Source organism: Balneolaceae bacterium (assembly GCA_034521495.1).
Lineage (GTDB): Bacteria > Bacteroidota > Rhodothermia > Balneolales > Balneolaceae > Rhodohalobacter.
The window spans coordinates 489,531-509,665 of sequence record JAXHMK010000010.1 but is presented as its reverse complement, the minus strand read 5'-3'; the positions used below and the strand labels follow the sequence as shown (position 1 = coordinate 509,665).

Genomic DNA, 20,135 nt, shown 5'->3' with positions numbered 1-20,135 from the left:
GGAAATTGTGTTCTCTATGAGAGACGTTCGTTTAATTTACATATTCAATGAGCTCCCAAACTTCCGAGCGTACCAAATCCCTTGTTTCAGAAAAGGTTTCATTTATCTCGTTAACGTCAGTATCGGCGTGGCTTTGGCGAATGATCTCTTCCGTGAAGCCAAATTCAAAATGCCTGAGATTTGAGTAATAGTTTCCGGTTGCAAAATTGTATCCATATTCAGTACCCCCCGGAACAATGAGGCTGAAAAGTTCCCAACCGTTCATCTGATCAATTTCCATTCGGTATTCGTGAATAGGCAGGGCAACCTCGTCTTCCATCATTTGATAAGCATATTCCATTCCAAGGTGGACATCCATATAGTCCATTATAAAGTATTTGCTCATCTTCGCGGATTCATCCGTTAATACACTGTTATTAACCCGCCATAATTCCGAGCGATAAGGGATTAACATTTTTTTGAAATTCTCGGTCATTTGAGCATCAGACATCTCAGATATCCGATCAAATATCCTTTCATTTGAATCATCAAAATCTGTCAGTTCCTCACTGATAGATACAACCACGTAATTATATTTTGGTTCTTGAGTACCGGGATAGGCTACTTTATAGAAATACCATTCGTCTATAATATCCTCATTTATACGTGACTCTTGTACAGGTTTGAGAAAATTAGAAATATGGTTTTCGAACGTTGGGATTTCATTCTTGTCAATATTTACATAATCAATATGCATGTAATATCCCTCAGTTGATTGAGCGATTCCGGGTTGCGATATAATTACGAGCAGAAACAGTTGAATTGAGAAGAGAGTTATCTTTTTCATACCAGTATTCCCTTTTTATTTGGGTTTACCTTAATTAACAAAATTATTCAAACAAATTGTAAAATATCTTACTCAGAATTATAAAAAAGCGCTTTTTTTAGAATAAATTTGAATGATATTTTATTATTTACGTTGTGCCAGAAACGAGAAATTGGTGCCTGTTTTTAACAAAAATTGTAGGCTTAACTCCCATGATACTTTTAAAGTCCCGGATAAAATGAGATTGATCAGAATATCCGCATTCATAGGCCACTTTTGAATAATTCAGCTTTTTTTGATTCTCCAGCATTTTATAGACTTCGTTGAGCCGGTTAATCCGCATATATCTTTTGGGAGTTGTTCCAATTTTTTCTTTGAACTCCCGCTCTAATTGACGTAAGCTGACATAAACTATATTGGGTAATTCTTCAATTTTATCAAACTCATTGGTGTTTCGAATCAACTCTGCCGCCCGATTCACATAGGTCAGTTCTGGGTTATTCTTTTGAAGCTGTGTGATCAGATATTGCTTGGCTAAATCTAAACGTTTCCTGCCGTTACAAGCATCCCTTAACTCTTCACAAAAGTAATGAAATGTTGGCCCCAGGATAAGTTTCATATCATCATATCCCTCCCGAAACAAAGATGCCGGGATGCCAAAGAGGTTGTAGATTCCCTCCGGTTTGAACCGGATGCCAAACGCATGTACCAGATCACTGAATTGTACTTCATACGGCTTGGAATGCAAGCCAATAATTGTATAATCGGGTGATTGAGACCAGGCTCTTTTTCGTTTAAGATCGCAGTGAAGATCTGAGAAGTGAATAATTAATTCAACAAACCCATTTGGCACCACTCTCTGTTTCAAAATACCATGTTGACTGATATTAAATCGGCCTTCCCAAAATAGTTCTACAAATGGCTGAAGCGGTTCACCCGGATGGTACTCAAGAATTGATATAGACATGTTGATTGTAGTTTGTTTTAAAGCATAGAGATCAGCTGAAGCTGATAATAAGCTTACTACAAGCAAATAAAATCGAATCTAAAAAGCGAGATTTCTTTAAGACGGGATTTCGGTTCAAGATACTGCAATAATATTCTCGTTAATTGCTCTCATTCTTTACTTTCATTTTACCCCGAAGTCCATAGACAATAACAATCAACGAGAAAACCATAGTCAGGCCCACAGTTAGTAAACCTGCAGACACAATAGTTTCTTGCAGTTCTGTTCCGGAGTATCCTGCACCCGCTATTGGAGTGGTTTCTGAGGTACCGAAGATAGCTCCTACAATAGTGAAACCCCAGTTTGCAAACGTTCCATAAAGGAGTGTCCAGTACAAAACGTTCCTGAATCGCTGTGAAAGCATTAATTCAGACCATACAAAACCTGCAATTACTAAAAACATCCCATTCATTACTCCTTCCAGATGAGCGGCTAACCCTTGTCTCGGGTTTGTAAAAGCCATGATAGCAAAGCCGGTTATTAACCCGAAGAGGAATAGCACCATCCCCCAAAATTTTAATTTTCTTGAAGTTTGATGGTTGTCCACAATCTTTATTGTTTAGTTCTAATTTCTATTTGTGTTTGTTTATAGAGAAGCTATGAGCTGACAGGGCAGAATGATTGTAAAAAATCGACATATATCCTGATATCTACTTTATCAGTATTTGTGGTACCAGCAATTGATAGAGAGAAGCGATTCTGAATTAAACAGAGGAATTAAGAGTAAATGTAGTTTTTAAAAATTATAGATTAGAATAACCTTAATAAATACAGTGGATTAGGATATTATACAGATTTAGCGTTAATTGATGTTTATGATAACAGAGAGATCAAGTTTTTGTGGTATCAAACCTTGATTTCTGCAAATATAAACTATGCCTTGCATTTCTTACGGCATAAAAAGGGGAACAAGTTATGAATAAATTGATGACAACCATTGCTATATGCTTTCTATGTTCAAGCACGGTTTATGCACAATGGTTACCGGGTAAATCGTGTAATTCAACAGCATCCAATATCACCGACCAGGCCATTGCACACATGGTAAATCTTGAAACACCATTTGCAGTGGGCATGGCGAATGCCGCTCTTATGGTTGATCCAAATTGTGGTGCAGCCAAACTATTAAAAATTAATGCAGCCATGGGTGGTAACTTTGGAAATCGGGCCGAGCAGCTTGAAAATTTAGATACATCAAACCTTTCAGAAAGTGAAATGGCGTGGTACACAATTATGGTCAATGAGCAAGATGATTGGCAGGAAGTTAGAATGAGCGCAGCAAATGACCATCCGGATGTTCCGTTATTTCAATTATGGGGAGCAATGGCCAGTGATGAACAGTTACCAGCTTTTGAGGAGTTTGCAGAATCATTTCCTAATTATGCATCTCCTGCGTACAACATGATTTCGTATGCATATACATGGGATGATGAAGTGGAAAGAGATTTGGATATGGCAATTGAAACCATCGAAAAAGCAATTGCCATGCATGACGGACCTAACGCATACGATTCCAGGGCTGAACATTATGCAGAAGCCGGTGATTTTGAAAAAGCTCTCGACAGTCAATTACAAGCAATGAATTATGCGGCCGGTCCCTCTGCGTATCAAAGAAATGCGGGAATTTACTGGCGGACGTCCAATCAAGAAGCTTTGACAGATTCAATCAAAACTTATACAAAAGAACGCATTCATTACACAATGATGAATGATACCGAGGGTGCGAAAAAATTCCAGCCCGAGGGAATGACCATGATTGGATGTAATTCTAATATGAATCCATGTATGGCTATTAATGAACCTATGGATAACACAAGTTTTACGTGGAATGAATGGGAAGTGGATGGAATCAACGTTTACTTTAATCAAGCCATGGATATGGCTATTACCACCTACACAAGCACCGGAAATTATACAATGAATGATTCAGGAGATGATGTGGATTATCACACCCGGGCATCTGAGGTTTGGCTGTTGGAAGATGGCGGTTGGAAGCTGGTTCACTCCAATTTTGCCCCCATGCCGGATGGGGATGGATTACCGAAAATGTAAAAATACCGAGTTACTCTACGAGCGCTGTCTTATAGCAGCGCTTTTTTTGTGTCTAATACCTCTTCTTGGAAATTCGGTTATTCGTAATCGGGTTTTGAGCCGGGGAGACAAAGCGGTTAACCTCATTTTTTCGAAGCTTTCTGTGTTTGGTCTCTCGTCCTGAAACTCTGCGTCTCCATCGCCTGAAACTATTCTCTTTGAGATTACGACGCATAAAATCGATTACCTCATCTTCGCTTAAGCCAAACTGGACTTCAATCGCTTCAAAGGGAGTTCGATCTTCCCATGCCATGCCTATGATTCGATCAGCTTCGTGAGGCTCGATGCTGTACTTTTCTTTGTAATCCGTGCTCATAAGAATTCATTTTTGTTCATCCGAATAAGCACTATTTATGATCAAACCGTTCGGTAGGTTACCTCTTTTTTGAGATAATTTCACAATGAACCAAACCATTCAGCAAACGATTGCCACCAATTCATTCCGGTCAGGTTAAAGAAGATGGGTATTTCTATAATCAGGTAAAGAATCAAGAGACTCGGATACACCCATTTTGCTTTTCTATTATTGCGATCCAGGATGGAAAGAACAACCAGGATGAGGTTGACAAGCATAAATGTAATCACCTGATTGCTAAAAGGAGTATTTAGATCTGCTATATTGAAAAGCCGAGCAAATATTGGGTCAATAAATGTAAAGGATGTTGCAATCATACATCTCGAATGGATTGCTTTTGTTTTTCGATAATAGACTGCACATCCATAGGTGATAGCAAACAAAAATGCCAATGAGAGCTGTAAATAGAGGATGTATGTTTGAATAGGATAGAAAGATTCAGAAGCATGAATAAGATTGTTATGAGCGAGCAGGCCTATACTAATTACTACAAAGGGTGCTATCAGGTATGAGATCTTACCTGCAAACCGATGCAAATCAAGCCGCCGGGATTTAATGAGATAGGGTTGAACAATCAACATGCCAAACCAAAGAACCGCAAAGAATACATGAAGATGGATGTAGAATTCACTATCAAAGAAAACAGCAAAATAGGTTGGCCAGAATGCCACAATAGAGATGAGCAATAAGCCAACAAACACAATGCTTGAATTTGTGTAATCCAGCCTTACCCTGTTCATAAATCCCTCATTCTTTTTAGTTTTAATATTATCAGTGATTAGCTGGAGAAAAGCAAAAGTTGGTGAAGGCTGAGCATTTAATTCGTGTTTATTTGCTTGATGAACTGTTTTAGTTTATTAAATTGGCATCTGTTGAATAACACATAAAAAAAACATGTATCAATTATTAATTATTCAGATATGGAAATTTTAGGAATAGATGTCGGTGGATCAGGAATTAAAGGAGGAATTGTAGATATAAAACGAGGTGAAATGATTACCGAACGCTATCGAATTCCAACTCCAAAGCCGGCAACACCTTCAGCTGTACTTGAAACTATTGAAGCGATAATTAATCACTTTAAATGGCAGGGAGCGGTAGGTTGTGGATTTCCAGCTGCTGTGAAACATGAAATTGTTAAAACAGCTTCAAATATCGATGATTCGTGGATTGGTGTAAACGCCTCCGAAAAAATTGAGAAGGGTACAGGCTGCCCCACCCACCTTGTGAATGATGTAGATGCTGCCGGGTATGCAGAGGTGGGGTTTGGAGCGGGGGAGAATCGTTACGGGACTATATTTTTAGCTGCTTTTGGGACCGGTATTGGCACAGCTGTTTATCACAATCAACAGTTGGTACCAAATACGGAATTAGGGCATATACCGATGCATGGTATGGCGGCAGAAGAGTATGCAGCAAATTCAGTCAGGAAAAAAGAAGATTTAAGTTGGAAGGAGTGGGGTGGAAGAGTCAATGAATACTTGCAGTTAATTGAATTCCTGTTTTGGCCGGATTTGATCATTATCGGTGGCGGTGTCAGTAAAAAATTTAAGAATTATAAAAATTATCTTGATTTGGATACCGAAGTTGTCCCGGCCCAAAGTCGTAATCATGCGGGTATTATTGGTGCTGCACTTGCTGCCTCGGTAAAACAGGAGATATAGGTATATTTTTAATAAAAAAGCCCCGCTAACCAAAACAAAGCGGGGCTGTGATATCTCTTGATTTGTTTTCTGCTATTAATTATTCGTCCCCGCCAGAATGGCTCATCTCTTCATTGAGTCTCATAATATACATCCAGGAATTTTCTACAGAGTTTCTGTAATCTTCCAGGAGTTCGCCACGTTTATCTTCGCCTTCTGTTTCGGCAACAATAGACCACGCACTTTCATAAGGATCATCCAATGCTTCCATGTTTTCATATGGAAACACATTCATATAGTGAAAACCATCCGGCCCACCGCCGTGTGATTCATACCATAAAGACCGTTTGCTGCCTTCTGCTTCTTCAATAATTTCCATCACTTCGGAGGCCAGTGAATTGAATAATCCCCAGTTGTTTACCCGAAAGAAGGCAACTTCCACAACCGTATTTTGTGATTCACCGGGAGTCATGCTCCATTCCGGTTTGGTCCAGGAGAAGTGATCTTCATAGCTTTCAACTGCCGGGTAGATCAGTTCTGCCGCTTGCCGGTAACATGCTTGGCCTGCCGGATCTTCAGCGGTGAATTCAGCCCAACTTGCAGAGTATGATGTCAGGTAGTAAACCGTACCCTCCCCGTTCATTCGATTCCACATATTCCAGGTCCATTCCCCATCATTTTCCAGGTAGCAAGATTTCCATGCTTTTACTCCTTCCTGGAAGGCTAAATTTTCACCTAATTTCACATGGAATTCAGTTATGCTCAACAGCATCGGTTTATTTTCAGAATCGTCCTGTGCCTGTAAATTTGTACCCATTCCCACAAACAGAAATGCACACATCACAAATTGAATTGCCCATTTACCAATCTTTAGTCTGATCATAATATCTATAGTTTTTTATTAGCCTACTCTTTAGAGATGGATTTTCGGCTTCGTCCAATTTTACTTAAGTGAAGATGGGATTGGGACAGGGAAAAGTCTTGTACTTTTAGCAGAAATGTTTGGACTTTTTTAAGAGAAAGGTTTTAGGTGTCTCTCAGTTGTATATGAGTGAGATCATTTTTTAAACGGTGTTTAAAATGATGAAACCAATTTCTAAATGAATTAACTCTTTGTCTTTGTTAGCTCAATTGTATTTCTGAACAGGGAAGAAGATTCTTTGGATTGTGTAATTTTTTCATATCGAAGGGTTACATGATCCCCCTCATGAAAGGAAACCTGGTAATTAAACAGATCCTGTCCGGTTTGATAGTCAATAATCAACTCCTCATTTTTTTGTTTATAATTCCAGGTGATTGGATTGTCTACCAGTGAAACTCCCGGTACAAGAATTGTAACTAAACCAGATCCTTCATTCATAAATCGAAAGAACCCGGCGTCCTCAGCGGTTTGATCATTGATAACTTCATTATCAATTTCAGTGATTATCCTGTACGATTCGATGGTCTACTCTCCTGTAAAATCGAATTTGTCATTTTGTTGAGCCTGCTTCGATCAGGCTATTTGAGCAGTTTTCGGGGTATAGTGCTGGGTTTGTTCGCCTGATTCATCCAATTGGCTTATGTATCGCTGAATACGCCTCATATTCACCCATATGGCCCGACACCATGCCCATAATTTATGTTTGATTAATCCCCGATAGCACGTTTTATCGGAACGCAAGGTGTGGGTCAGGTGCCAGATACTCGCCTCCACATTATTACGTTTGTTGCGTTCGCTCGCCGGGCGCTCGGCTATTGCCTGCCGTCGGGCCGAGGCCCGAATGGCCGATTGTCCGAAATACCTGCAGGGCTGGCTCTCGTCCAGCCGAATCCTCCATCGCTGTTCGGTGGAGTTTTTCTGGCGGCGAGCCGGCTCGGCGGGATGGGTGTTACCGGTTTTCGTATCATACACGGTTACTCCCTGCTCGGTTTCGGTAAGCTCAAAGCGGGAGGGGGCGCCCTGAATACCACTCAATACCATCTCAACGTGCTGCTGGTCAGCCTCCTGGTCTTTGTCTATGCTTCGATTATAGGCTCCATCGGCGTAGCAGGTGTCCACCTGGCGGCCGGTACGCTGTTCGGTGGCCTCAATGGCCGGGGCCAACATGTCTGTATCGCTGCAATCGGCCGGGGCAAGGTGCACATCGGTAATCAACTGTAACTCCTGTTCCTCGTCAATCGTCTCGGTCAGGTTCACGGTGTAGCCTTTGACCGCCTGGCCGCCTTTACGCCGGTAGCTGCACTCCGGATCATCAGGCGACTGGATGCTGTCGGCGGTGATCTGCTGGGTATCCCGTGCGCTCACCTGCCCTGAATCATCATCATCCTCATCGATCGTATATTGTTCGGTAAAAACCTGCTTCAAAAGATCGTATGTAGAACTGTCCTCGCAGCTGTACGTATCCAGAAGACTGGCCACCAGGCCTCCAAGGTCTTCCAGCCGCTGTTGAATCTCCTGGTGGGTGGAGCGGTAAACGGTGCTCTGAGCGTCCTCGGCGGCCAGCTCCTGCATCGCCTGGTAGGCCGATTGGGGGGCAATTTCCTGAGCCTGTTCGGAAAGACTTCGCCAAAACACCTTCAGCGTCCGGCAGACCAGCTCAAAGCGGGAAAAACTGGCGATGTTGCTGCCGATCAGTTTGCTGTCCATACGGATTTTCTGCCCGCCAACATCAAACTCAAGCAGCTGATCACTGGTCATGGCCCCAAACACCCGGCCAAGCAGGTCCGTGCCGTGCTCGCGATCATACTCATAGATACGCTTTCGAAACAGGTAATAGGTAGATTCGGTGGGAGGTGGGTCGTTGAGATTGACAAGTCCCAGGGCCTGGCGGAACAGCAGGTGGAACCGGCAGGCTTCAAAGAGCTGCTCATCGCTGAATCCAAATCCGTCTTTAAGGATCATCATCCCCACCAGCTGCCGGACCGGGGCGTTGGGTGCGCCCATCTGATCGTCAAACAAAACATGGAAGATCGATTCATCGATTTGGCTGAATACGTGTTCGTAAAAGGAGTTATGCCATCGATGGGGATCGCGAAGCTGACGCTGGCGGCGCTCATCGAGATGCTGGCCAGCCGAGGATAACAGGTCAATCTGAGGGTGTTTTGGAGATTTTCTAAACATAGTATCTAACTGTTATTTATGAAGTTAGAATATACAAAATAGACCTCGAAATATCTAAAAATACACCGCTTTAATTCTTGAATACTCACCAAAATTAAACGACAAATTGGCCAATATTATGGCCCTTCGGTATTTTAAATAAAACATTTCAACTAATCCGTAAATAGATATAAACCAATATAATAAGATATATAAAATATGTTATAACTATAAAGTTAAACCAAATGGTTGAAATATATAGATAGACGTTCTACATTACTTCTGTAGTAATCACAAAAAAGTGTTATGCCAATAGAAAAACAGACAGAGGAACAGATCTTTTTAGCTGCGCAAAGAGTCTTCCAGCAGAAAGGATTTGCTGGAGCCCGGATGCAGGAGATTGCCGATGAAGCGGAGATTAACAAGTCGATGCTTCATTACTATTATCGAAGTAAAGAGAAGTTGTTTTTAGAGGTATTCCGGTCAAGCGTAAAGAAGATCTTTCCTCAACTCATTGCCATCCTTTCTTCGGATGATGAATTGGACGTTAAAGTGAAAAGAGTGGTAGAGTTCTATTACAACACCTTCAGAAAAAATCCCTACTTGCCGTCATTTGTTATTCACGAGATGAATCAGCATCCAAAACGTTTTAAAGAGTTTATCTCTTCGCTGGACATTGAAATACCACATCAGTTTGCTGAACAGTTAAATCAAGAGATTGAGAAGGGAAGAGTGTTGCCCATGAAGCCGATCCATTTTTTGATCAATATTGTATCACTCTGTTTGATGCCGGTCATCGCCCGCACGATGGTACAAACTCTCTTCTCGCTTGATGATGATGAATTTGATAACTTTCTGGAGGAGAGAAAGGAACTTGTTCCAAAAATTATATTTAGCGGGGTGCAGCCATGAAATGGTCATTAATTTTAATCCTGCCGCTGTTGTTCGGCTCACACTTGAATGCCCAATCACCACGTGATACACTGACCCTGGAGGATTGCTACAAAATCTTATACAGGGAGAATCCTGTAGTGAATAAAATAAGGACGAGCCGACAGATTGCAGATCTGAATAAACAAATTGCAAAAACTGGCTGGTATCCGGATGTAGAACTAAACGCCAGTGCAAGCTATCAATCAGAGGTCGTAGAATTTCCATTTGAGTCTCCCGGTTTTGATATACCCACTTTCAGTAAAGATCATTACAACATTTCACTGAATATAACCCAACCCATTTTTGATGGTGGGCGAACCCGGGCTTCCAAACAGCTTGAGGATGATAACGGGGAAATTACAGAAGCCTCGCTTGAGTCGGACTTGTTGAGACTAAAGGAACAAGTAGATCAGATCTATTTTGGAATCTTAATTCTCGAAAAGCAGAGGGAAATTGTAGGATTAGCTGTTTCAGATATGAAAGAACAGCTTGAAATAGTTCAAAGCCAAGTTGAAAATGGTGTACTGCTTCCGGGAAATGAAGCTACGCTCAGGGCCGAGATTCTAAATAGAGAACAACAACTCACAAAAATTGGGCGCGACATAGTCGCGGGATATGAAGCACTCAATGAAATTTTAGGAGGTGAAACACCACTTATTCCCACATTGATTTTGCCTGAAAAGAAAAATTGGCGGGAGCAGGATTTAATATCAACACGTCCGGAACTGGAAATTCTTGATGCCAGAAAAGATCTGTTTGAGACTCAGGAGCAACTCACGAATGCAAGTAAACTCCCACAAGTGTCACTGTTTGCCCGGCCATTTTATGGGCGTCCGGGATTCAACCTGTTTGAGGATAATCTTCAATTCAACTGGATTGTAGGAGTACAGGCCCGATGGAGTTTGAAAACGGCTCAAAATGCCTCTGTAAAAACGGATCTGCTTCAACTCCAAAGAAAGAATCTTGAAGAGGATCGAACGCTCTTTAAACGACAACAGAATACTGCACTAAGCCGTCTTAAGCAGGATATTAATGGATTTGAGGAGCAGATTGAAAGGGATAAAGAGATCGTGGAACTGCGAAATCAGGTAGCTGAAGAGAAGAAATACCTGGTTGAAGAGGGGAGCGCAACCGTTACAGAATATATCACGGAATTGAATGAATATATCCGGGCTCAGTTGCAGCTTGAGCTGCGAAAAATTCAGAAAATACAAGCAATTATTAATTACGAAACAGAACAGGGATGGAGATGGAACTGAAAAAATGGTCACTCACACTTTTAGGTTTGATGGTTTTAATTTCCTGTTCGGAAGAGAACGGCTCAGATGCATTTGGACAGTTTGAAGCAGATGATGTCATCATCTCGGCAGAGGTAAACGGACGTCTGCTTAATTTCGATATTGAAGAAGGCCAGCGATTAGAAGAAGGAGCACAAGTTGGACGTATTGATACGACTCAGCTTCATCTGCAGAAAGAAGAACTGTTAGCTTCCATCTTCTCAATACAAACGAATCTGAACAAACTGGACGCACAAAAAGCAGTGCTGCAAACCCAGCTTCAAACGGCTCAGAAAGAGCTGAACCGCTTTCGATCTCTCCAAAAAGAGAATGCGGCAACTCAACAACAGATCGATTCGGCCGAAGGTAAAGTGAATACCCTCCAAAAACAGATTGAATCCATTGATGTGGAGAAGAGTTCAGTCGCGGCGGAGGTCAACCGGATTGAAAAGAAGATTGCACAGATCGACGATCAGATCAATCGGGCTATGATAACAAACCCAGTGAACGGAACGGTGTTGAACAAGTTTGCAGAGGAGCATGAATTGATTGGGCAAGGTAAACCTTTGTACAGAATTGCCAACCTGGATGAGATGATTCTGCGTGTATACATCTCTGGGGCACAGCTGCCGCAGATTCAACTTGGGGAGAGAGCAGAAGTGTTGTTTGATAAGAATGTAACAGAGAATCAACGAAGAGAGGGACGTGTAAGCTGGATTGCATCTGAAGCAGAATTTACTCCCCGAATGATTCAGACCAAAGAGGAGAGAGTTACACAGGTGTATGCCGTAAAAGTCCGGGTGGATAATCCGGACGGAAAATTGAAGATAGGCATGCCCGGTGAGGTCAGATTTGCATCAGATAAAATTGAAAATGAATAGAAATTAAACACTTAGGAGACAATAATGAATTGGAATACTTTCAAAAGGATCATTCAAGAAGTCGATCAGGCAATTGAAGAATTTGTCAGTAAAACAGTTGATGAACTGGAAAAGACTTACCAAAGTGAGTGAAAAGTTGAAACAAGGCTTCCCCCCTTCGAAGGGGGAACTCCTCAAAACGTGATTGCAGGGCCAAAAACAAAATACTGACACTACATGGCTTCAAATTAGAGATTCATGAAGAACGCAGTAGAAATATCAAATATCTGTAAATCTTATGAGGATGTTCAAGCCCTGCGGGAGATCTCTTTTGAGGTAGAAAGGGGAGAATTGTTTGGTTTGATAGGACCGGATGGAGCCGGAAAAACATCTCTCTTCCGAATTCTTACTACTTTACTTGTGCCGGACGCCGGAGAAGCTCATGTACTGGGAATGAATGTAGTTGATGATTACAGGAAAATCAGGCCGATTCTTGGTTATATGCCCGGGAAGTTCTCACTCTACCAGGATTTAAGCGTTGAAGAGAACATTCGATTTTTTGCATCAGTATTTGGAACTACACTTGAACAAAATTACGATCTTGTCAAACCGATCTACAAACAACTGCAGCCCTTTAAAAACCGATTGGCCGGTGCACTTTCCGGTGGAATGAAACAGAAACTGGCATTGAGTTGTGCACTTATACACAAACCGGAACTGCTGATTCTGGATGAACCTACAACCGGTGTTGATGCGGTCTCACGAAAAGAGTTTTGGGAGATGCTTCACCTCCTAAAACAGCAGGGTATTACCATTATGGCGTCTACTCCCTATATGGATGAAGCTGATCAGTGCGACCGGGTAGCCCTTATTCAAAATGGAAAGATTTTGAAAATTAACACACCAGGTGATGTAGCAAAATCATTTTCGTCAGATCTTTATGGCATCAAATCAAAACAGAGGTTCCGATTGATCCAGGCACTACGCGATTACGAGTTTGTAAAATCAGTTCATCCGTTCGGTGATTCTGTTCATTATTCTGATCAACGAGAAGATCCAGATACAAGCGAAATTTTGAACCACCTGAATAGCCGTGGTATTGAAGATGCAGAGATTCGGAAAATAGAATCAGACATTGAAGATACATTCATGGAATTGATGGAAAAGGAGCAGAGCCATGTATGAAGCTGCCATTCAAACCCGAAATCTGACCAAAAAATTTGGTGATTTTACAGCGGTTAATCAGGTTTCATTTGAGGTAAAACAAGGGGAGATATTTGGTTTTCTGGGAGCTAACGGAGCTGGAAAAACCACAGCCATTAAAATGCTGACAGGGATACTTTCTCCCACATCCGGAGAAGGAGATGTTGCCGGGTTAGATATTTATACTGAATCCGAAGCGATTAAAAAAAAGATCGGGTATATGAGTCAGCGTTTTTCCCTGTACGACGATTTGACTGTAAAAGAGAATATCCGGTTTTACGGCGGAGTCTATGGTTTAAATCGCGAAACACTTCGCGATAAGTATGTCGAAATCCTGGAAAAAGTGGGTCTTGAGGGATCCATGAATAGCCGGGTTGGTTCACTTCCATTGGGCTGGAAACAGAAACTGGCGTTTTCGATTGCGCTATTGCATGAACCGGAAATTGTGTTCCTGGATGAACCGACAAGTGGAGTCGATCCCATCACCCGCCGACAATTTTGGGAGATGATCTATAAAGCCTCCGGGGAGGGTGTAACCGTATTTATAACAACTCACTACATGGATGAAGCTGAATATTGTGATCGTGTATCGATCATGGTAGATGGAAATATAGAAGCGCTGGATTCTCCCGCTGAGTTGAAGAGATCATTTTCTGCTGATTCTATAGAGGAGGTTTTTATTGAACTGGCAAGAGGTGCCGAAAATAGTGATAAATAAAATGATGGCAACAATGAATTCCCCCTTTGAAGGGGGAGAGAATCAACAAAGTTGATTCAGGGGGATGGCCGAAAGCAACCAAAGAATTTATGACTAAAAAATTCAAACATTTGGGATACAATAAAGAGCTAAAAGAAATTGCTCGAAAGCTTAGAAAGAATTCTACACCAGCTGAAATACGACTTTGGACAAAGCTATTGCGTGCTAAGAAAATGAAGGGCTATCAATTCTTAAGACAAAGGCCTGTATTGAATTATATTGCAGATTTTATGTGCAAAGAGTTGAAGCTAATTATAGAAGTAGATGGGGAGAGCCATGAGTCTGAGAATCAATGGTATAAGGATAAGTCAAGGCAAAAAGAATTGGAAGATTATGGATTTACCATATTAAGATTTTTAGATGAAGAAGTTTTTAAAGACTTGAAGAATGTGAGCAGAGTGATTGAACAGTGGATAGAGAGCCATCCCCCTGCGCCCCCTTCAAAGGGGGATTTTCCCAATCAAAGAAATTAAATCAAGTAAACAATGGAAGCATTTAAAGGATTTGTTACCAAAGAATTCAAGCAGATCTATCGCGATAAGCGTACGATATTGGTACTTTTTGGGATGCCTGTGATCATGATGATCCTTTTTGGCTATGCGATTCGCAATGAGATTCAAAGTGCAAAAGTTGCTGTTCTGGATCTGTCGAAAGACACTATGACGAGAGAGTTGATCCAAAAAATTGAATCGAATCCATCTTTCGAGATTACAAACTATTTACAAACCTACAGTGAAGTTGAACCGCTCTTCCAGGAGGGAAATGTAAAAGCCGTACTTATTCTTGAGAAGGATTTTGAGCAGAAAATAGTACGAACATTGAATGCACAAATTCAGATGATCACAGATGCCACCGACCCAAACCTTGCGGGACTTTTGCAGGCATATACATCGAGAATTGTTCAGGATTTTAACAGCGAACTGAATCGTGACAGGTCAATAAAACAAGCCGGGCTTACCCCTGAAATCAGAATGATGTACAACCCCGAACTGAAAAGTGTAAATCTTTTTGTACCGGGTTTAATTGCGGTGATTCTCATGCTTATTTCTGCTCTTATGACGTCCATCTCTATCACCAGAGAAAAAGAGATGGGAAATATGGAGATTCTGCTGGTATCGCCGTTAAAAACTCATCATATCATCATCGGTAAAGTATTGCCATACCTGGTTTTATCACTTGTCAACGTAATTACAATCCTTTTGCTTGCGATCTTTGTATTCGGTGTCCCGTTTGAGGGATCATATATCCTGTTTTTTGCGGAATCTCTGCTCTTTATTCTTACAGCACTTTCGCTGGGTGTTTTTATCTCCGCCGTTGCCAATAATCAACAAACGGCAATGATGGTTTCCCTGGCTGGCCTGCTGCTGCCAACGGTTCTTCTGTCAGGATTCATTTTCCCGATCTCAAGTATGCCCTATCCGCTGCAATTGATTAGTCACATTATTCCAGCAAAATGGTTTTTAATTATCGTCAGAAGCATCATGCTGAAAGGAGGGGGCATCTCAATCCTTTGGTTCCAAACAGTGATATTGATGGCCATTACTCTGTTGTTTATGGGACTCAGCATGAAGCGATTTAACGTGAGACTGCAATGAAAACTATTCAATTTATACTTCAGAAGGAGTTTCTTCAGATTTTCCGTAACAAGGCGATGCTTCCTATTCTGTTTGTTATGCCAATTGTTCAGCTTTTAATTCTATCATTTGCAGCTACATACGAACTGAAGGAAGCCACTTTTGCTCTTGTGGATTTTGACCAATCATCTCTCTCACGCGAACTAAGTTCCCAATTCCAGGCAACAGGATATTTCAGTCTGGAAAACAAAAGTTTTAATACTGATGCAGCTTTAGAAAAACTGAAAGCCGGAAACGTCAATATGATCTTGACTATTCCGGAAGATTTCAGCCGAAAATACCTGCAGGGAGAGTCTGTGTCTATTCAAATGCTAATTGATGCGGTAGATGGATCGAAAGCCGGCATGATACAGTCGTACGGGTCGTCTATAATTCGTGACTTTAACCAAAATCATGCCCGGGAGGTGCAACTCATTTCATCACGAACGGGGCCTCAACCCATGCAGATCGGACTGATTCCAATCAACTGGTATAATCCCGATCTTGATTACATCACCTTCATGGTACCTGGAATTTTGGTTGTGTTGGTATCAATGATTGGCCTGTTTTTATCGGGAATGAACATTGTCCGTGAGAAGGAGATCGGAACTATTGAGCAGCTGAATGTTACACCCATTAAGAAAAGTCACTTTATAACCGGCAAAATTATACCATTCTGGATTATCGGAATGTTTGATTTAATCATTGGCCTTGCCCTTGCAAGATATGGTTTCCAGATTCCATTTCTTGGAAGCCTGGTTCTTATTCTGATTGTATCAGGTATTTATCTGATTGTTATACAGGCACTTGGGCTATTCATCTCAACTGTAACGAGCACTCAACAACAAGCAATGTTCATTGCCTGGTTCATCATGGTTGTGTTCATCCTGATGGGCGGACTCTTCACTCCAATTGAAAGTATGCCAATATGGGCACAGAACTTAACGCTTGCAAATCCCGTAGCCTGGTTTATAAAAATGATGAGAATGGTTCTGCTGAAGGGATCCGGCTGGCAGGAGATCCAGCATATGGTGTTCCTGCTGATTGGAATGGGCGTACTGTTTTATGGAGTGGCGATTAACCGGTATAAGAAGACGGCTGGTTGATTTCTCAATTTGATCTTTAAAAAAACTTCGGTGAGCTTAATTTCAGAACGACATTTTGGCACGAGTTATACTGCTTATTCATTTCATGAAACTGTAAAAAACCGGGAAGATCATGTAAATCTGCCTATTCTTCATCATCAATCAAAAAAATGCAGTTCTTTTCGAAATGCTGGAAGAACATATTCAAGTCTTTCAGCATAGCGAATAGTGCTGTTGTACAAGCTTTTTGAACACCAACAATTAAAAAGCTGGTTTTACCGAAATAACCGAATTATCCACATGTTGCTCATTTTTTTTATGTTAAACCAATTCATAATGATTGAATTAGCTGGTTGAACTCTCGAGATTCAAAATTAGAATTTTCACGTTTTACAGCAGTTGCAATGGTGTATTCATCTAAGTTTTTACTATCAAGTGTCCATTGTTTTGGAGTTTCAAAATTTTGTTGAATATGATTAATTTGAACAGGCTCATTGGATAGTAAGGTCACTTCAAAATCGTTCAGTGGATAACTCAAACCTTCGCCAACGGCTTTGATAAACGCTTCTTTGCGTGTCCAGCAATTGAAGAAGACATTTCTTTTTTTTTCAGGGTAGACTTGTACTAATTTCTGATATTCTGTCTCACAAAAAAATCGTTTTGCTAGATCATCATACTCCACTTTTCGATTTAAGTTTTCAATATCTACACCAATTTCCGAGTCTTCAGTTACAGCAATAACAGCCATTGTATTCGTATGACTTAGATTAAATTGTAACTTCTTGTTTTTTAAAAAGGGTTTGCCAAATGAAGTTAATTCATACTCTATCTCACTTGGTTTTTCAGAAAGGTAGCGGGATAAAATGAGTCTTAAAGCATTATGCGACTGGTAAAATGTTTGCTTGTCTTGTGAAAAGTAGAAACCATTCCATCTCTTTCTCTCTGCAGCAGAAAGAAAATTCGGTAATGAATTGTAGTTTGTTTCCACTACCCAAATATGAACAGTGTTTCTATTTAATTTCATCACCAATAATTTTTTCGATGATTTGAGCCATTTCTGTAACAGAATTACCCTCAAAAATGTTTTTGTGGTCACTACTAACTTGATAGGTTTTTAATTCATGTTTACTTAAAGTTTCCCAAACATCAATATGATAATTTTTATCTTGACGATTTGTAAATTCACTTGAACGAATCAAATGAATATTTGTTTGAAGAGGATTCCAATGGTATTTATACTTGATTCTGCCCAGATTCAAACTAATTCTTTCTAAGTGATTTTCTGTGTCACTTTCAGATTCCATAATGACTTCCTCTGAATGGTTGTTTGTGCTGCCACCAAATTTTACACTTATTCGCTCTAAATTTCTTTGAAAAGTTTTTGTAATTGCTTGCCAATCGTTCTTTAATATTTTTTTCCCAAATCTTAATATTAGATCTCTTTTATTTTCGTTAATAAGCTTTTGCCTTTGAAACCAAGGCAAAGCAGCTGAGTCAACGATGACTATTTCAACATCTAAGTTTTGTTCTTTCGCTATTCTTGCAATTTCTAGACAAACAACATTACTAAAGCAATATCCTAGTACATAAAATTTTTGTTTCTTGGTAATGTTCAGTATTTCTTTAAAATAGTCGTGTGCCATTTCTTCTATGCTTTGGTGCATTTCACCACCATCAAGTCCTTTGGGCTGAATACCGTAAACTGGATAATCTTTACCAAATGATTCCGCTAATTTTTTATACAAAAAAACATGTGCTCCCCCTGCATGAATACAGAATAAAGGAGGTTTTTCACCACTTACTTTTAAAGGAACGATACTGCTAAACTCCTCTTCTGCATCATCACTCACTAATTTACTTAATTGATGAATCGTTGGATGATTAATGAGAACAGACGGCAATAACGTTTTATGAATATTTTGTTCAATTTCACGAAATAATTGTAAAGCTTGTATTGAATTACCCCCGAGTGCAAAAAAATTGTCCTTTATTCCAATTGGATGGATGCCCAATACTCTTTCCCATATTTTCGTAAGTTCTAGTTCAGTAGTTGTCGTTGCGCTTTCAAAATTACGGGTTGTTTCTTGCTGAGTATCCTCTTTAATATTTACAGTTGGCGGTTTACCTAATGTAGTCGATATTTGATCGATACTTTGTTCATTATTATCTCTTAAAAGTTTATGAAAGGTGAAGAGCAACTGTTTGGCTAAATCACCATCTACTTTATTTTCATTCCAAACGCAATACAGTTTGATCGTTTCTCCCGGAACTACTGCAATTGTAATTGGATAGGTTGTCGTTAAACCACTTTCATAATTCTTAACATCTAAATGCTGACTTTCAATATCATCCTGAACAAAATTTTCAACAACTAAGAGTGTATCAAAAAGATTTGGATTGCCCTCCCAGTTATACCACTCTTTGATTTGGTCAATATTGGTGCTCTCAAAATTTCTTGCCTTTGCATGATGTTTTTGAACCTGCTTTGCTGCTTCTACAAAGCTTTGATCCGGTTGAAAATGATGTATAACGGGCAATACATTAGACAATAGCCCAGCGATATTTTCGATGCCCGGAAAATCATATGCTCTGCCTGAAACCACAGTGCCAGTGGCAACCCGGTTTTTCTGATGAAACCATAGAAGAGTGAGCAACCAAGCGGTTTGCAAAAGTGAAGTGAGCGTTAAGTGGTTTTTTCTTGCAATGTCCTGAAGTTCATTGCCAGGTATAAACACCTCATGAGATTTAAAATTCTGTTCTGATGGATGATCTATGTTAAAACTAGAAATCCTGTTTGGAAATAGTTGACCATCAATCAGATCTTTCCAAAACTGTTTGGCTTCATTATGCTTTGAATTTTTCTCAACTGCTTTATAATAATCTATTATTGTGGGATTCGATGGAGCAAAGTCCAGTTCGTCCCCGTCCATCAATTGATCATAGTATCGAAAAACATCTTCTAAGATCAGTCTGCTTGACCAGCCATCTAATAAAATGTGGTGACAAGTCCACAAGAGCTGATAATGATGGTCATTCTGCTTCAGAACAGTAACTTGCGAGACTGGGGCTTCATGGAGAGGTAATGGTTTTCTTAAATCGTTTAACCTATAATTCTTTGCGGATTCATCTGGATGATGATCGCCCTCTAATTCTATCCAATTAACTTCCAGGTTTGCATCTTGTTGTACAACCTGTAACTCCTTGCTTAGGTTTCTCCATTGAATGGAGGTGCGCAATACATCATGTTGTTTGACGACTGCATCCCAAGCCTTTCCAAATACCGATTGGTTGATCTTTCCTTCAATTGTACATCTTACTTGAATAATTCCACTGTCATCAGTCGCTGATAAGTGATGAAAAAGTAGAATTTTTTGATTGTAAGTTAATGGAAATACGTTCTGTACTTTGGCTTTAGTCATAATGTG

Annotated in this window: 20 protein-coding genes; 10 read left to right on the top strand and 10 right to left on the bottom strand. The window is 40.3% G+C overall.

Going from position 1 to position 20,135, the window contains the following annotated elements:
• Positions 1-31: 31 nt before the first annotated feature.
• The 3 genes from U5K72_11085 to U5K72_11075 form a co-directional block, all read right to left on the bottom strand.
• Complete coding sequence (locus U5K72_11085) at positions 32-826, bottom strand: hypothetical protein (protein MDZ7719348.1); 795 nt, start codon at positions 824-826, stop codon at positions 32-34.
• A 127-nt stretch (positions 827-953) separates the two neighbouring features.
• Entirely contained in the window at positions 954-1,772 is an 819-nt protein-coding gene (locus tag U5K72_11080; protein MDZ7719347.1) for a helix-turn-helix domain-containing protein, read from the bottom strand.
• 139 nt (positions 1,773-1,911) lie between these two features.
• Positions 1,912-2,274 (bottom strand): hypothetical protein, encoded by a 363-nt coding sequence (locus U5K72_11075; protein MDZ7719346.1) that lies wholly within the window; start codon positions 2,272-2,274, stop codon positions 1,912-1,914.
• Between the two features lie 452 nt (positions 2,275-2,726).
• Here U5K72_11075 and U5K72_11070 point away from each other — a divergent pair, with 452 nt between their 5' ends.
• Positions 2,727-3,863, top strand: a complete 1,137-nt coding sequence (locus U5K72_11070; GenBank protein ID MDZ7719345.1) for a hypothetical protein — start codon at positions 2,727-2,729, stop codon at positions 3,861-3,863.
• Between the two features lie 52 nt (positions 3,864-3,915).
• Here the strand turns inward: U5K72_11070 and U5K72_11065 are convergent, their stop codons facing one another.
• Positions 3,916-4,218 carry a TIGR03643 family protein gene (locus tag U5K72_11065; protein MDZ7719344.1) on the bottom strand — a complete coding sequence of 101 codons (303 nt, stop codon included), beginning with the start codon at positions 4,216-4,218 and terminating at the stop codon, positions 3,916-3,918.
• Between the two features lie 80 nt (positions 4,219-4,298).
• Complete coding sequence (locus tag U5K72_11060) at positions 4,299-4,997, bottom strand: hypothetical protein (protein MDZ7719343.1); 699 nt, start codon at positions 4,995-4,997, stop codon at positions 4,299-4,301.
• Positions 4,998-5,177: 180 nt separating this feature from the next.
• Between U5K72_11060 and U5K72_11055 the strand changes: the two genes are divergently transcribed.
• Positions 5,178-5,921, top strand: coding sequence for an ROK family protein (locus U5K72_11055; protein ID MDZ7719342.1), 744 nt, complete (start codon positions 5,178-5,180; stop codon positions 5,919-5,921).
• 79 nt (positions 5,922-6,000) lie between these two features.
• Here U5K72_11055 and U5K72_11050 read toward each other — a convergent pair whose 3' ends face one another.
• The 3 genes from U5K72_11050 to U5K72_11040 form a co-directional block, all read right to left on the bottom strand.
• The gene (locus U5K72_11050) at positions 6,001-6,783 is read right to left on the bottom strand and encodes a hypothetical protein (GenBank protein ID MDZ7719341.1); all 783 of its coding nucleotides are present in this window, start codon (positions 6,781-6,783) and stop codon (positions 6,001-6,003) included.
• Between the two features lie 222 nt (positions 6,784-7,005).
• Positions 7,006-7,260: a hypothetical protein gene (locus U5K72_11045; GenBank protein ID MDZ7719340.1), complete on the bottom strand. Its 255-nt coding sequence runs from the start codon at positions 7,258-7,260 to the stop codon at positions 7,006-7,008.
• A gap of 135 nt (positions 7,261-7,395) precedes the next feature.
• Entirely contained in the window at positions 7,396-9,003 is a 1,608-nt protein-coding gene (locus U5K72_11040; protein ID MDZ7719339.1) for a transposase, read from the bottom strand.
• 285 nt (positions 9,004-9,288) lie between these two features.
• Here U5K72_11040 and U5K72_11035 point away from each other — a divergent pair, with 285 nt between their 5' ends.
• From U5K72_11035 to U5K72_11000, 8 genes are all read left to right on the top strand, one after another.
• A complete protein-coding gene (locus U5K72_11035; GenBank protein ID MDZ7719338.1) occupies positions 9,289-9,894 on the top strand; it encodes a TetR/AcrR family transcriptional regulator in 606 nt (201 codons plus the stop codon).
• Positions 9,891-11,174: a TolC family protein gene (locus tag U5K72_11030; protein MDZ7719337.1), complete on the top strand. Its 1,284-nt coding sequence runs from the start codon at positions 9,891-9,893 to the stop codon at positions 11,172-11,174. Before U5K72_11035 ends, U5K72_11030 begins: the two co-directional genes overlap by 4 nt.
• Positions 11,165-12,073, top strand: a complete 909-nt coding sequence (locus U5K72_11025; protein ID MDZ7719336.1) for an HlyD family efflux transporter periplasmic adaptor subunit — start codon at positions 11,165-11,167, stop codon at positions 12,071-12,073. Before U5K72_11030 ends, U5K72_11025 begins: the two co-directional genes overlap by 10 nt.
• 237 nt (positions 12,074-12,310) lie before the next feature.
• Positions 12,311-13,237, top strand: a complete 927-nt coding sequence (locus U5K72_11020; GenBank protein MDZ7719335.1) for an ABC transporter ATP-binding protein — start codon at positions 12,311-12,313, stop codon at positions 13,235-13,237.
• Complete coding sequence (locus U5K72_11015) at positions 13,230-13,973, top strand: ABC transporter ATP-binding protein (protein ID MDZ7719334.1); 744 nt, start codon at positions 13,230-13,232, stop codon at positions 13,971-13,973. The genes U5K72_11020 and U5K72_11015 overlap by 8 nt, the downstream gene beginning before the upstream one ends.
• A gap of 89 nt (positions 13,974-14,062) precedes the next feature.
• Positions 14,063-14,485 carry an endonuclease domain-containing protein gene (locus U5K72_11010; GenBank protein MDZ7719333.1) on the top strand — a complete coding sequence of 141 codons (423 nt, stop codon included), beginning with the start codon at positions 14,063-14,065 and terminating at the stop codon, positions 14,483-14,485.
• Positions 14,486-14,497: 12 nt separating this feature from the next.
• A complete protein-coding gene (locus U5K72_11005; GenBank protein ID MDZ7719332.1) occupies positions 14,498-15,607 on the top strand; it encodes an ABC transporter permease in 1,110 nt (369 codons plus the stop codon).
• Positions 15,604-16,731 (top strand): ABC transporter permease, encoded by a 1,128-nt coding sequence (locus U5K72_11000; protein ID MDZ7719331.1) that lies wholly within the window; start codon positions 15,604-15,606, stop codon positions 16,729-16,731. Before U5K72_11005 ends, U5K72_11000 begins: the two co-directional genes overlap by 4 nt.
• Before the next feature lie 310 nt (positions 16,732-17,041).
• Here the strand turns inward: U5K72_11000 and U5K72_10995 are convergent, their stop codons facing one another.
• Both U5K72_10995 and U5K72_10990 read right to left on the bottom strand, forming a co-directional pair.
• Complete coding sequence (locus U5K72_10995; GenBank protein MDZ7719330.1) at positions 17,042-17,734, bottom strand: 4'-phosphopantetheinyl transferase superfamily protein; 693 nt, start codon at positions 17,732-17,734, stop codon at positions 17,042-17,044.
• The gene (locus U5K72_10990) at positions 17,721-20,129 is read right to left on the bottom strand and encodes a condensation domain-containing protein (GenBank protein MDZ7719329.1); all 2,409 of its coding nucleotides are present in this window, start codon (positions 20,127-20,129) and stop codon (positions 17,721-17,723) included. The genes U5K72_10995 and U5K72_10990 overlap by 14 nt, the downstream gene beginning before the upstream one ends.
• Positions 20,130-20,135 lie beyond the last annotated feature (6 nt).